Origin of the sequence: Bradyrhizobium sp. SEMIA (genome assembly GCF_014844175.1) — a bacterium.
Lineage (GTDB): Bacteria > Pseudomonadota > Alphaproteobacteria > Rhizobiales > Xanthobacteraceae > Bradyrhizobium > Bradyrhizobium arachidis.
The window spans coordinates 4,544,753-4,558,124 of the sequence record NZ_CP046601.1 but is presented as its reverse complement, the minus strand read 5'-3'; the positions used below and the strand labels follow the sequence as shown (position 1 = coordinate 4,558,124).

Below are 13,372 nucleotides of genomic sequence, written 5' to 3'. Positions count from 1 at the left end.
GCCTCATGCGAGCCGAAGCAGATCCCGAATTTGAGCCGATCGCCGCGCGTATCCACGCCAATGTCGGCCGGCAGGGTTTTATGAATCTGGTCGGCGCCGAGCTGTCCGAATTGTCGCGCGGCACCTGCACGATCGCCGTGGGCCGCCGGCCGGAGCTGCTGCAGCAGCACGGCTTCTTTCACGGCGGCGTCACCGCCTTCCTGGTCGACAACGCCACGACCATCGCCGCGGCTACCTCGCGCGGCCAGCCGGCGCTGACGGCTGAATACAAGCTGAATTTGTTGTCGCCTGCAGTCGGCGACAAGCTGATCTGCCGGGCGAGGGTGATCAAGCCGGGCCGCCAGGTCTCGGTGGTCGCCGCCGACGTGTTCTGTGTCAGCGACGGCGTCGAGAAGCATACGGCAACGGCGCTCGCCTCGATCGCGATGCTCAGCGAGGATGTCGCCGCCAAAACGAAAAGCCCGGCCGCCTGAGGCGACCGGGCTGATCCACTCTCCGCCGTCATTGCCGGGCTTGACCCGGCAATCCATCGCTTGAGCAAAACTCTTTCGATGGATGCGCGGGTCAAGCCCGCGCATGACGAGTTGTTGCTTACTTCTCTTCCGCAGCCGGGGCCGGCTCGGCCTCGTCGTGCTGGGCTTCCGGATCGAAGAACTCGCCGGCGGCGGCAATCGCCTCGGCGGCCGCATCGCGGTCCTCGTTGCGGGTCGAGATGTCCTCGCCGCGGTTGATGCGCTCGGCCTCGTCCTGGCTGCGTGCAACCGTGACGGTGACCTCGACCTCGACCTCGGGGTGGACGGCGACGGTGATCGAGTGCTTGCCGATGGTCTTGATCGGCGCATCGAGCTGCACCTGCGGGCGGGCCAGCGAAACGCCGTCGGCTTCGAACGCCATGACGACGTCACGCACCGTGACCGAGCCGAACAGCTGACCGGCTTCCGACGCCTGACGGATCACGATGATGTTCTTGCCCTCGATCTTCTCGGCGACCTTGGACGCCTCGGCCTTCGAGGCGAGGTTGCGGGCCTCGAGATCGGCCTTCATGCCGTCGTACTTGGCGCGGTTGTCGGCGGTGGCGCGCAGCGCCTTGCCGCGCTTGAGCAGGAAATTGCGGGCATAGCCGTCGCGAACCTTCACGACTTCGCCCATCTGGCCGAGCTTGTTGACGCGTTCCAGCAGAATGACTTCCATATTCGTTCTCCTTTTGAAGTGCTGTTTGAGTTCTGGGTTACAGGGGTGGACTTAAGGGGTCGGCAAAGGCGGCGGCTGGCGACTGCGCAAGTAGCGCTCGCGGAAGCCGAACACCGCGTCCGCGAGGCCGAGGGCGGTCAGCAGGACGAGGCTCACGCTGAACATGAAGATGATGGCGTATGCAGCAGCGAGCCAGAATCCGCGATTGGCGAGGTCGCGTGTGATGGTGTGCAGAACGGCAAGGCCGATCAGCGCATAGGCCACCATCAGCACGGTCGTGACGATGACAGCCAGGATGCCGGCCATTCCGCCGGAGAAGCTGAAGGCAAGCGCGACACAGAGCGCCACGAGCGTCATTGGTGGCAAGCTCGTGCTGCTGAGGTCCGGCCAGGGCCGATGCAGCTTGCCTGAAACAGCCGCGACTTTCGCGGCAAGCCAGAGATTGAGGGTGAGCGTCGTCATCTGCGAGGCCGCAACCAGAACCGGCGTCACGGCGACCATCAGGCTGACGCGGGGATCGCTCTCAGTGACGGTCGTATCGCCCACCAGCGAGAAGATCCTGGCGAAGCCGCGGCGCATCGCGTCGCCGATTGCCGACGCGTCAGTCCCGAGCGACAGCAGAGATCCTGCGGTGAGAAGCGTCGCCAGTGCCGCGATCCACAGCAGGATACGCCCGAGCGGATACCATTCGACCTCGACGGCAGCCGCATCGGCCACCGTCGTACCGCCAGTGACGGACCGTCCAAGCATGGCGAGATGCCCGAGCCACCAGGCCGGCAACGCGATCGCAAGACCGTAACCCAGGGCCAGAGGCATGCTGAGCGCACCGCCGATGACGAGCATGGCGGCGAGACCGCCAATCGCGCCGCAGAGCGGGCCCCAGGCGATCGCAGCCAGCATGAGCGGCAGGGGAGCAAGGCAAACCAGGACGAGCGAGATCAGCGCGCCCGACACGATCGAGGCGAACATCAGGGCCGACGCAGCGCCGGCGATCAGGGCTATCAGTCCAAAGGCCATCATCAGCTGTCCCGCTCCCTTCGAGCGGTTAGAGGCGTCTCGCCCCAACCATCGGCGACCGGACGACCCGGAAGCCTTATGAGATCAAAGAGTGCGACCGGCGGCGGTGGCGCCGCCGGCCGAATTCGTCTTAGCGAATGACGTAGGGCAGGAGGCCCAGGAACCGCGCGCGCTTGATGGCGCGGGCGAGCTCACGCTGCTTCTTCGCGGACACGGCGGTGATGCGGCTCGGCACGATCTTGCCGCGCTCGGAGACGTAACGCATCAACAGCTTGGAGTCCTTGTAGTCGATCTTCGGCGCATTGGCGCCCGTGAACGGGCAGCTCTTGCGACGACGGAAAAACGGACGGCGTGCACCAGCTTCAGCCATTGATCTTACTCCCCATCCGTCGTGGTTTCAGCTTCTTCGCGCGGACGGCGCGGGCCGCGATCACCGCGGAAGCCGCCGTCGCGATCGCCGCCACGGAAACCACCCTCGCGGTCGCCACGGAAGCCGCCACCTTCGCGGTCACGGAAGCCGCCGCCACGGTCATCACGCTCGCGATCGCGATCGGCCTTGCGCATCATCGCGGACGGGCCTTCCTCAAGCTCCTCGACGCGAACGCTGAGATAGCGGATCACGTCTTCGCTGATGCGCTCCTGGCGCTCGATCTCGGCGATCGCCGCAGCCGGCGCGTCGATGTTGAGCAGCACGAAGTGCGCCTTGCGGTTCTTGTTCATGCGGTAGGTGAGGGAGCGAACGCCCCAATTCTCGGTCTTGGTGACCTTGCCGCCGAGACCTTCGACGATCCCGGTCATCTGCGCAGTCAGCTCTTCGACCTGCTGCGTGCTCGCGTCCTGACGCGCGAGAAAGACATGCTCATAGAGAGCCATGATGGTCCTTTCCTCGTGTTGGCGCATCGCCCGGCGTCAAGCCCTTAAGAGGCCTTCGGAAAGGACTCTGGGATGAAGCTCAGAAGGCGGAAACACGGGACGACGGGCCGACTGGCCCTGCCACACCAAAATCACGAATGATTTGCTGAGACCGTCCGTTCAGCTCCCGGCCGGGGTCTGCGGATGGCGCGCTTATACGGATTTTGGCCGGCTTTGCAAGGTTGCCGGTCACCTTTTCGGCCCGGATGGTTCCGGTGCGGTTCCGGTCTAACCCACCTCCGCATACCACATTCCGGCTTGAATTACTTGTTTGTATGTCATACAAATAAATCCAGCGAGAGATTTTCATGGCCAAAAAGTCTGTCCCTGAACCGATAGAGGCGGCCGGCGACCCCAAGCACGCGGTGCGCGCGACACGCTCGGCCGGCCGCAAGATGCGGTCGCTCCTCCTGGACGCGGCGAGCCCGCTGTTCCGGGAGCGGGGGCTGTCAGGAGCCTCGATCACCGACATCGCGGCGGCCGCGAACGCGTTCCCGAGCCAGATCACCTATTACTTCCGCACCAAGGAGGCGCTGTTCGTCGAATGCGCCTGCCGCGATCTCCTGTATCTCGCGCGCGCGACCGAGCAGGCTGCTCAGAAGGCCCGCACGCCGGCGGAATACACCTACGCGCTCGCCGAGACCGTGACGGCAAGCGATTCGATCGCCTTCTTCGCCGAAGCCCTGACACTGACGCGGCGGCGCCAGGATCTCGCGCCTTTGGTCGAGCGCACCATCGAGCGCCTGCACAGCGAAGGCACGCGCGCCTATGCGGGCCAGGTTGCCCGCCACGGCTGGCGTTCATTGCGTGCGCCCGACGAAAGCTCGCGGCGGTTCTGGGCCGTCGCCATCGGCGTCATCCTCGAAGGCTACGCGATGGGCCGCTCGCCCGACGCGCTCTGCGCCGAGATGCTGCGCGTGCTCGGCGAGCAGGCAAAATCGACAAACGACACCGCGCGCCTGCGTCTCGTCGACGAGCGCGGTGCATTCGGCAATTCCAACGAAGAGGGCTAGTCCATGACCGCACTTCGCATGCGTGCCCGCGATTTCCTGACCGACGATCAACTTGCCGACGTGCGCCAGCGCGTGACGTGGAAGGGCGTCGCGCTGATCGCGCACGCCTGGGCGCTTATCATCGGTGCGATTGCGCTCGTGGCGTGGTGGCCCAATCCGCTCACTTACATCTTCGCGGTCGCGATTATCGGCTCGCGCCAGCTGGGCCTTGCGATCCTCATGCATGACGGCGCGCATGGCTGCCTGTCTGCCGACGAGAGGACCAATCTGGCGCTGAGCCAGTGGCTCTGCGCCTATCCGCTCTTTGCCGAGACGCGCAGCTATCGGCGCTATCATCTCCAGCACCACGCGCGCACGCAGCAGGAGGACGATCCTGATCTCGTGCTGTCGGCGCCGTTTCCCATCACGAAGCTCAGCTATCGTCGCAAGTTCATTCGCGACATCACCGGGCAGACCGGCTATCAGCAGCGCAAGGCGCAACTCCTCAACGCGCTGGGACCGAAGGATTGGCCGTGGCGCCAGCGCGCCGCGCATTTCTGGGAGAAGCTCGGCCCGCAATGCCTCGTCAACGCCGCGATGTTTGCGGCGTGCGCGACGGCCGGCGTGTGGTGGGCCTATCCGCTGCTATGGCTGGTGCCGCTGCTGACCTGGATGATGGTCATCACCCGCATCCGCAACATCGCCGAGCACGCCGTCGTGCCTGACAGCAGCGATCCCCTGCGCAACACCCGCACCACGCATGCAAACTTCCTCGAGCGCCTGTTCATCGCGCCGTACTACGTCAACTATCACCTCGAGCATCATCTGCTGTTCTACGTGCCCTGCTACAATCTGCCGAAGGTGCATCGCCTGCTGACCGCGAGCCGGCATGCCGGCCGCATGGAGGTGCAGCCCGGCTACGCCGCGGTGCTGCGGCTCGCGACCGCGAAACCCGACCGGGACGACCGTCCGGGACAGCTGGTCAACAGCGCGCGCCGCGCGCAGGCGGGGGCGGCGGTCGATGCCAACCAGACCAATGGTGGATTCTAGGGGCCGCATCCCCAGGTGAATGCCGGCCGAAGTTCCTATCTTGGCTTGACATTCCGGCCCTAGACGGGTCTACGGCCCCCTTTGGAGCGTGATCCGGAACCATGGCCCAAGGCCGCGCGTAATCGGCTGCCGGTTCTCGCAAGTGATCACGCCCGACAAGCAGGGAGCGCCGATGACGGCAGCATTCACATTTCCGGGGCAGGGGTCCCAGGCCGTTGGCATGGGCAAGGCCCTGGCCGATGCGTTTCCGGTGGCGCGCGCCGTGTTCGACGAGGTCGATGCCGCGCTTGGCGAGAAGCTGACGACGACCATCTGGGATGGCCCGGCCGAAACCCTCCAGCTCACCGAGAACGCCCAGCCGGCGCTGATGGCGGTGTCGATCGCCACCCTGCGCGTGCTGGAGGCCGAAGCCGGGTTTTCCGTCGGGCGGGATGCGGCCTTCGTCGCCGGCCACTCGCTCGGTGAATATTCGGCGCTGGCCGCGGCTGGCAGCCTGACGGTCCCCGACACCGCGCGGCTGCTTCGCACCCGCGGTCTCGCAATGCAAAAAGCCGTTCCTGTCGGCGTTGGCGCGATGGCCGCGCTGCTTGGCCTCGACTATGAGGCGGCCATTGAGGTCGCGGGCGAGGCTGCGCAGGGGCAGGTCTGCCAGGCGGCCAACGACAATGGCGGCGGCCAGGTGGTGGTCTCCGGCGACAAGGCTGCGGTCGACCGGGCCGTCGAGATCGCCAAGACCAAGGGCGCCAAGCGCGCCATGTTGCTGCCGGTGTCCGCGCCGTTCCACTGCAAGCTGATGCAGCCTGCCGCCGACGCCATGGCCGAGGCGCTGGCCAAGGTCACGATCACGGCGCCGGCTGCGCCCTGGTGTCGAACGTGCTGGCGAGCGCCATCACCGATCCCGACGAGATCCGTCGCCGCCTGATCGAGCAGGTCACCGGCACGGTGCGCTGGCGCGAGTCGGTTGCCTATATGGCAGGGCAGGGCGTCACGCGCTTCTTCGAGATCGGCGCGGGCAAGGTTCTGACCGGACTCGTCAAGCGCATTGCCGACGGTGCCGTTGGCGTTGCGGTCGGCGGTCCCAACGACATTGCCGCCGCCAAGGATGCATTGGCCGCTGCGAAGCAGGCTTAAGGTTGCGCACGATCTTGCCGGAAAACCGCTACGCACTTTTCCGGATCGTGCTTTGGAGGAGTTTTCGATGTTCGATCTGACTGGCAAGAAGGCGCTCGTCACCGGCGCGACCGGCGGCATCGGCGGCGCGATCGCGCAGGCGCTGCATGCGCAGGGCGCCACCGTTGCGATTTCGGGGACGCGGAAGGAAGTGCTGGATGAGCTTGCCGGCAAGCTCGGCGAGCGCACCCATGTATTGCCTTGCAACCTCTCCAAGGCCGACGAGGTCGAGGCGCTGGTGCCTGCCGCCGAAGCTGCGATGGGGCAGGTCGACATCCTGATCGCCAATGCCGGCATCACCCGCGACAATCTCTTCGTCCAGCTCCGCGATGAGGACTGGGAGGAGGTCATCAACGTCAATCTGACCGCGACCTTCCGCCTGGCGCGCGCCGCGACCAAATTGATGATGCGTAAGCGCTTCGGCCGCATCATCGCCATCACCTCGGTGGTCGGCGTCACCGGCAATCCCGGACAGGGCAACTACACCGCGTCCAAGGCTGGCCTGATCGGCATGATCAAGACGCTGGGCGCCGAATACGCCAAGCGCGGCGTGACCGCGAACTGCATCGCGCCCGGCTTCATCAAGACGCCGATGACCGACGCGCTCAACGACAAGCAGCGAGAGACGATTCTGACCAAGGTTCCGGCCGCTCGCCTCGGGACGCCCGAGGACATTGCGGCCGCCGCCGTTTACCTGAGTTCGAACGAAGCAGCCTACGTCACCGGCCAGACCATCCACGTCAATGGCGGCATGGCCATGATCTGAAACCCTCGTCCCGCACTGCCCACGCGGGCGGTGCGGGATGCGGCAAACGGCCGTTTCCGGAGCGAAATGAGGCTTGTAGTCAAGGCAGTTGAAGTATGATAACCGGACCTTCAACGGATGGGCAAAGAACGCCATTGCAGGTTTTTGAAACCCTGTATATTGGCGATGCGGTGCCTTGGCCGTCGTTCGCCGGGCCCAGCATCGGTTTGGATGGGGCCAAATCAAAGTTCGTAAGCGAAGGCAGTAACACGACCACGACGGCTCGTATCGTCCCGGGGGGTCGGGTCTACAGGGAACAACACGAGGTTAAGCAATGAGTGACATTGGCGAGCGGGTTAAGAAGATCGTGGTCGAACACCTTGGTGTTGAGCCCGAGAAGGTTGTCGACAACGCGAGCTTCATCGACGACCTCGGCGCCGACAGTCTGGACACCGTCGAGCTGGTGATGGCGTTCGAAGAAGAATTTGGTTGCGAGATTCCGGACGACGCCGCGGAGACGATTCTCACCGTCGGCGACGCCACGAAGTTTCTCGAGAAGAACGCGAAGAGCTAAGGCTCTTCATTTTCGCGGGGACAACATTGAAACCGGACGGGCCGCTTGCCAGCGGTCAGCCGGTTTCTTGTTATTGGCCGTGAATCTTTCGATGCGGAGTTTTCGGATATGAGGCGGGTTGTCGTCACGGGTCTCGGCATGGTCTCGCCACTCGGTTGCGGCGTCGAGCCGACCTGGAAACGCATCCTCAACGGTGAGAGCGGTGCGCGGCCGATCGAGAGCTTCGATGTCTCCGATCTGCAGACCAAATACGCTTGCACCGTCGTGCGCGGCGACGGCAGCAACGACACCTTCAATCCCGACAAATGGATGGAGCCGAAGGACCAGCGCAAGGTCGACGACTTCATCATCTTCGGCATGGCCGCGGCCGGCCAGGCGCTCGACGATGCCAACTGGCATCCCGAGACCGAAGAGGACAAGTGCGCGACCGGCACCATGATCGGGTCCGGCATCGGTGGCCTCAACGGCATCGCCGACACCGCGATCCTCTTGAAGGAGCGCGGACCGCGCCGGGTGTCGCCGTTCTTCATTCCGGGCCGCCTGATCAATCTCGCCTCCGGCTACGTCTCGATCGCCCACGGGCTGAAGGGACCGAACCATTCCGTGGTCACGGCCTGCTCGACCGGCGCGCATGCGGTCGGCGATGCCGCCCGCCTGATCGCGCTGGGCGATGCCGACGTGATGGTCGCGGGCGGCGCCGAATCGCCGATCAGCCGCATCGGCATTGCCGGCTTCAATGCCGCGCGTGCGCTGTCGACCGGCTTCAACGACACGCCCGAGAAGGCCTCGCGTCCCTACGACAAGGACCGCGATGGCTTCGTGATGGGCGAGGGTGCCGGCGTCCTCGTGCTCGAGGAGCTCGAGCACGCCCAGCGCCGCGGCGCCAGGATCTACGCCGAGGTGATCGGCTACGGCCTTTCGGGTGACGCCTATCACATTACGTCGCCGTCGCCCGATGGCGATGGCGGCTTCCGCAGCATGTCGGCGGCGCTCAAGCGTGCCGGCCTGTCGCCGTCGGATCTCGACTACATCAACGCGCATGGCACCTCGACACCGCTCGGCGACGAGATCGAGCTCGGTGCGGTCGAGCGCCTGCTCGGCAACGCCGCCTCCAAGGTCGCGATGTCCTCGACCAAATCGTCGACCGGCCATCTCCTCGGTGCGGCCGGCGCGATCGAAGCGATCTTCGCCATTCTCGCGATTCGCGATAATGTCGTGCCGCCGACGATCAACCTCGACAATCCGTCGGTCGAGACCGCGATCGACCTCGTGCCGCACAAGGCGAAGAAGCGTGAGATCAACGTCGCGTTGTCGAATTCTTTCGGTTTTGGCGGTACCAACGCGTCGGTGATCGTCCGGCGCCTGGTCCATTAGTTTGTGGTTGCGACGAATCCACCGTTTTGCCGTATTCGGCGATAGTCATGGAAGCGGGCGCGTGCATTGGCAGGGCAAGCGATTGCCAGGCTGCGATTGAACCGGCAGGATTCAGGTTGCTTCGATGAGTGAAAGGCCGCCCATTTCGCCCCGGAGCCCGCGGGCTGCGCTCGAGCCCGAGCAGGTCCCGCCGCCGCCGAAGCGATCGGACCGCGCGCGCAATCCCTTCGTGGTCGTCGGCAATGCCATCATCACCCTGCTGCTGATCGCCATGCTCGGCGCCGGCGGCGTCTATTATTACGGCCGGCAGGTGCTCGAGGCGGCGGGGCCGCTGAAGGAAGACAAGATCGTCAACATCCCGCAGCGCGCGGGCAAACGCGACATCGCCGAGACGCTGAACCGGGAAGGCGTGACCGACGTCAACCCATGGGTGTTCATTGCGAGCGTTGCCGCGCTGAAGGCGAGCTCTGACCTCAAGCCGGGTGAGTATTCGTTCCAGAAGAATGCGTCCTTGCGTGACGTCATCGCCACCATCGTCGAGGGCAAGGTGGTGCAGCACGCCGTGACGATACCGGAGGGCCTGACCTCCGAGCAGATCGTGGCGCGGCTGTCCGACAACGACATTTTCACGGGCAGCGTGCGCGAGCTGCCGCGCGAGGGCACGCTTCTACCGGAGACCTACAAGTTCCCGCGCGGCACCACGCGCGAGCAGGTGATCCAGCGCATGCAGCAGGCGCACAAGCGCGTGCTGGCCGAGATCTGGGAGCGCCGCAGCCAGGACATTCCGGTCAAGTCGCCGGAGCAGCTGGTGACGCTGGCCTCGATCGTGGAGAAGGAGACCGGCAAGCCGGACGAGCGCAGCCGTGTTGCTGCCGTGTTCGTCAATCGGCTGAAGCAGCGGATCAAGCTGCAGTCCGATCCGACCATCATCTACGGTCTCGTCGGCGGCAAAGGCACGCTCGGCCGTCCGATCAAGCGCAGCGAGATCACGCAGCCTTCGCCCTACAACACCTATGTGATCGAGGGCCTGCCGCCGGGCCCGATCTCCAACCCCGGCCGCGCCTCGCTGGAAGCCGCTGCCAACCCGGCCCGCACCCGCGACCTCTATTTCGTCGCCGACGGCACCGGCGGGCATGCCTTCACCGAGACCTACGACGCGCACCAGAAGAACGTCGCCAAGCTGCGCGCGATGGAGAAGCAGATCCAGAACGACACGGTCGAGCCGGCTGAGGATGCGCCGCCGGCGGCCGCCGCGCCCGCCGCGCCAGCAGAAGAAGCCGCCGGCCCGCCCGGCGAATCCCGCTCCGGCCCGGCAGGGCGCGGTGCAGCCCTCGCCGCCGGTGGTCCAGCGCTAAGCTGCTGCAGGTCTGCTACGGGACTTTGCGGATTCCACTTTCCTGCAAAATAGTCTTAAGATTCGCGTGGCTTGATGCCTTGCGAATCCTGCGTTTCCGGAGAAATTGACCTGATGGCGCTGTCGTCCATGACCGGCTTTGCCCGAAGCCACGGCGCAAGCGGGCCGTATACGTTCGAATGGGAATTGAAGTCGGTCAACGCCAAGGGCTTTGACTTGCGGGTGCGGCTGCCGCAGGGGTTCGACGAGCTCGAGGCCCATGCCAAGAAACGCGCCGGCGAGCTGCTCTCGCGCGGCACCGTCTACGCCAATCTCAACGTCAAGCGCGCCAACGCTGCGGCCTCCGTCCGCGTCAACGAGGACGTGCTCAATGCCGTGCTCAAGGCCGCCGCGCTGATCTCCGGCAAGGTTGACGCCGTGGCGCCAAGCATCGACGGCCTGCTCGCCATCAAGGGCGTCGTCGAGGTCGCCGAGCCCGAGGGCGACGAGGAGGAGGACAAGGCCGCGCGTGCTGCCGCGGCCGAGGCCTTCGACAAGGCGCTCTCCGAGCTCGTTGCGATGCGCAAGCGAGAGGGCACCTCGCTCGGGCAGATCCTGACCCAGCGCGTCGACGAGATCGAGCAGCTGTCGAAGCAGGCCGAGGCCGCGCCGGGCCGCAAGCCCGAGGCGATCAAGGCGAGGCTCGCCGAGCAGATCGCGACGCTGCTCGACACCTCCGACCGTTTCGATTCCGACCGCCTGATGCAGGAGGCGATCCTGATCGCCACCAAGGCCGATATCCGCGAGGAGCTCGACCGCATCGCCTCGCACATCGCGCAGGCGCGCGAGCTGATCGGCAAGGGCGGCCCGATCGGCCGCAAGCTCGACTTCCTGGCGCAGGAGTTTCACCGCGAGGTCAACACCTGCTGCTCGAAGTCGAACGACATCGAGCTGACCAATACGGGGCTCGCCATGAAGAACGTGGTCGAGCAGTTCCGCGAACAGGTCCAGAATCTGGAGTGATCGATGACAGCAGGCGGTCACGGAACTGACGGGGTCGAACGGCGCGGATTGATGTTCGTGCTGTCCTCACCATCGGGCGCGGGCAAGACGACGCTGTCGCGTCTGTTGATCGACCGGATGCCGGGCCTGCGCATGTCGGTCTCGGCGACGACGCGGTCGAAGCGGCCCGGCGAGGTCGACGGGCGCGACTATCTGTTCGTCGACAAGCCCAGGTTCGAGGCGATGGTGAAGGGCAACGAGCTGCTGGAATGGGCGACCGTGTTCGACAACAGCTATGGCACGCCGCGCGCACCAGTCGAAGCCGCGCTGTCATCGGGACAGGACGTGCTGTTCGACATCGACTGGCAGGGCACGCAGCAGCTGCGCGAGAAGGCGCGGGCGGATGTCGTCAGCGTCTTCATCCTGCCGCCGTCGGCGGCAGATCTCGAGAAGCGCCTGCACTCGCGCGCGCAGGATTCCGACGAGGTGATCCGCAAGCGCATGAGCCGCGCCAGCCACGAGATGAGCCACTGGGCCGAGTACGACTACATCGTCATCAACCACGATGTCGATGAGGCCTTCGCCGAGGTGCAGTCGATCCTGAAGGCCGAGCGCCTCAAGCGCGAGCGGCGGATTGGCCTCGTGGGATTTGTGCGAAGTCTGCAAAGTCAGCTTCAAGGCTAGGCTGCCTCAGCCGCGGTCCTTCCTGCGCCAGCCGTTCCAGCATCGCCGTGATCACGTCGATGTCGACCGCATCCTCTTTGTGCGCATCCTCTTTGCCTTCATCCGAGTCGCGATCGGCCGGAGCTTCTTCGGAAGCCTCGTTGGCCGCGAACTGCGGCGCTGACGTCTCGATCTTGAATTCGCCGTTGAATATGTCGGCCTCGTCGAGATCTGCGATCACTTTGCGAGCGGGAGCGGAGTGCGCTGCGATCCTGCCGATCGCACTGCTGAATTCGACGAGCTGCGCGGCTTTTGGTGGCGCAGCTTTCAGCTGCGCGGCTTGGGGCTGTATGATCTGGGGACGCACGGCATCGAAATCCACCGGGCCGGCCTTCTGCGCGCGCGAGGCGTCATCGAGCCAGGGGGCGCGGCCCGGATTTTCGTCCTGCGGCTCCCAATCGTCCCAATGCGCGCGGCGGTCGGCCTGGCGGGTGCGCCTGCCAGCGACGCGGTAGATGATGCTGGCGAGGACGCCGGCCAACGCCAGCGCGCCGCCGATCACGAGCAGCACCATCTGGAGCGAGCCGGCCGGATTGTAGGTGCTACTGTCTGCGGCCGCGAGCGCCGGGGATTTTGAAGCCTTTGTGCCCGGGGTTGCGACAGGCGCGGGCGCGGCTCCGGCGCGGGTGATGTGGCCGCGGAGGCATCGGGCCAGGGCGAGGCGACGGCGGGCTGCTGCGCGCTGCTGTCGAGCGGAGGGGTTCGCAGCCTGTTGCGGGCGCGTGCGTCCTGCACCGCGCGCTGGGGCGGCGCGGCTGCATCCGCCGCGGGTGTGTCGGCCGCAGTCTGCACCGGCTTTGCGCTGTCCTTTGCATTGTCCTTGCCGCCTTCGGCACGGAGATACCAGCATTGCCGCTTGGTCGAGCGCTCGACGCGGTAGTACCAGTGCTGGCCCTGCGGCGCGATGCCCTTCGGCGAGGCGAGACAGTCGGCGGCGGCGTTGGCCGCGCTCGATGCAGCCGGCGCGTTCTGCGAGACGGCAGCTATGGGCGCGCCGGCAACGATGCTGCCGATCAGCGCGGAAATGAACTTTGCGGTGCGGTTGCCCATCCTGGTCTCCCGTTTACGCATGACGCAACTCTCAACTGCCGCTTTGTCATCAAAGACTTGGGTGGCAATGAGCCGCAAATCCGGAGAGGATGTGGCTTGAATCGGGCCCGCGCGGTGGTCGTTCCACCGCGAATTAAGGCATCTTCCTTAACGTTATTGCTTCGTCGAACGCCAGGTTCCACCGCAGCCGTCGGAACAGCGCCAGGTGCCGGAACCGCTTCGTCCCGCGAGGCGGCCGG

Annotated in this window: 14 protein-coding genes and 2 pseudogenes; 10 read left to right on the top strand and 6 right to left on the bottom strand. The window is 65.5% G+C overall.

Translation table 11 applies throughout. The annotated features are described in order from the left end of the window. Window positions 1-5 precede the first annotated feature (5 nt). Window positions 6-473 (top strand): PaaI family thioesterase, encoded by a 468-nt coding sequence (locus FOM02_RS22250; RefSeq protein WP_027557569.1) that lies wholly within the window; start codon window positions 6-8, stop codon window positions 471-473. 118 nt (window positions 474-591) lie between these two features. Here FOM02_RS22250 and rplI read toward each other — a convergent pair whose 3' ends face one another. The 4 genes from rplI to rpsF all read right to left on the bottom strand — a co-directional run bounded on the left by rplI (window position 592) and on the right by rpsF (window position 3,081). Then, a complete protein-coding gene (rplI, locus tag FOM02_RS22245) occupies window positions 592-1,191 on the bottom strand; it encodes a 50S ribosomal protein L9 (RefSeq protein ID WP_027557570.1) in 600 nt (199 codons plus the stop codon). Between the two features lie 51 nt (window positions 1,192-1,242). Beyond that, the gene (locus tag FOM02_RS22240) at window positions 1,243-2,211 is read right to left on the bottom strand and encodes a DUF2232 domain-containing protein (RefSeq protein WP_027557571.1); all 969 of its coding nucleotides are present in this window, start codon (window positions 2,209-2,211) and stop codon (window positions 1,243-1,245) included. Window positions 2,212-2,338: 127 nt separating this feature from the next. Next, window positions 2,339-2,578 carry a 30S ribosomal protein S18 gene (gene rpsR, locus FOM02_RS22235; protein ID WP_007592020.1) on the bottom strand — a complete coding sequence of 80 codons (240 nt, stop codon included), beginning with the start codon at window positions 2,576-2,578 and terminating at the stop codon, window positions 2,339-2,341. A 5-nt stretch (window positions 2,579-2,583) separates the two neighbouring features. Then, on the bottom strand, window positions 2,584-3,081 hold the full coding sequence (gene rpsF, locus FOM02_RS22230) for a 30S ribosomal protein S6 (RefSeq protein ID WP_027557572.1): 498 nt from the start codon (window positions 3,079-3,081) through the stop codon (window positions 2,584-2,586). 347 nt (window positions 3,082-3,428) lie between these two features. Between rpsF and FOM02_RS22225 the strand changes: the two genes are divergently transcribed. The 9 genes and pseudogenes from FOM02_RS22225 to gmk all read left to right on the top strand — a co-directional run bounded on the left by FOM02_RS22225 (window position 3,429) and on the right by gmk (window position 12,044). After that, on the top strand, window positions 3,429-4,133 hold the full coding sequence (locus tag FOM02_RS22225; protein ID WP_027557573.1) for a TetR/AcrR family transcriptional regulator C-terminal domain-containing protein: 705 nt from the start codon (window positions 3,429-3,431) through the stop codon (window positions 4,131-4,133). Between the two features lie 3 nt (window positions 4,134-4,136). After that, window positions 4,137-5,162: a fatty acid desaturase family protein gene (locus tag FOM02_RS22220; RefSeq protein WP_027557574.1), complete on the top strand. Its 1,026-nt coding sequence runs from the start codon at window positions 4,137-4,139 to the stop codon at window positions 5,160-5,162. 172 nt (window positions 5,163-5,334) lie between these two features. Continuing rightward, window positions 5,335-6,293, top strand: a pseudogene (gene fabD / locus FOM02_RS22215) (ACP S-malonyltransferase). Window positions 6,294-6,360: 67 nt separating this feature from the next. Next, a complete protein-coding gene (gene fabG / locus FOM02_RS22210) occupies window positions 6,361-7,098 on the top strand; it encodes a 3-oxoacyl-[acyl-carrier-protein] reductase (RefSeq protein ID WP_027557576.1) in 738 nt (245 codons plus the stop codon). 313 nt (window positions 7,099-7,411) lie between these two features. Further along, on the top strand, window positions 7,412-7,651 hold the full coding sequence (locus tag FOM02_RS22205; protein WP_008551805.1) for an acyl carrier protein: 240 nt from the start codon (window positions 7,412-7,414) through the stop codon (window positions 7,649-7,651). A 108-nt stretch (window positions 7,652-7,759) separates the two neighbouring features. Next, on the top strand, window positions 7,760-9,025 hold the full coding sequence (gene fabF, locus FOM02_RS22200) for a beta-ketoacyl-ACP synthase II (RefSeq protein WP_027557577.1): 1,266 nt from the start codon (window positions 7,760-7,762) through the stop codon (window positions 9,023-9,025). A 124-nt stretch (window positions 9,026-9,149) separates the two neighbouring features. Next, window positions 9,150-10,380 (top strand): annotated as a pseudogene (gene mltG / locus FOM02_RS22195) (endolytic transglycosylase MltG). Window positions 10,381-10,493: 113 nt separating this feature from the next. Continuing rightward, entirely contained in the window at window positions 10,494-11,381 is an 888-nt protein-coding gene (locus FOM02_RS22190) for a YicC/YloC family endoribonuclease (protein WP_027557579.1), read from the top strand. A gap of 3 nt (window positions 11,382-11,384) precedes the next feature. Continuing rightward, on the top strand, window positions 11,385-12,044 hold the full coding sequence (gmk, locus tag FOM02_RS22185; protein ID WP_265442125.1) for a guanylate kinase: 660 nt from the start codon (window positions 11,385-11,387) through the stop codon (window positions 12,042-12,044). Here gmk and FOM02_RS46875 read toward each other — a convergent pair. After that, a complete protein-coding gene (locus tag FOM02_RS46875; RefSeq protein ID WP_322596981.1) occupies window positions 11,977-12,597 on the bottom strand; it encodes a hypothetical protein in 621 nt (206 codons plus the stop codon). The genes gmk and FOM02_RS46875 overlap by 68 nt on opposite strands. After that, window positions 12,582-13,133 (bottom strand): hypothetical protein, encoded by a 552-nt coding sequence (locus FOM02_RS46870; protein WP_322596980.1) that lies wholly within the window; start codon window positions 13,131-13,133, stop codon window positions 12,582-12,584. Before FOM02_RS46870 ends, FOM02_RS46875 begins: the two co-directional genes overlap by 16 nt. Between the last annotated feature and the right edge of the window lie 239 nt (window positions 13,134-13,372).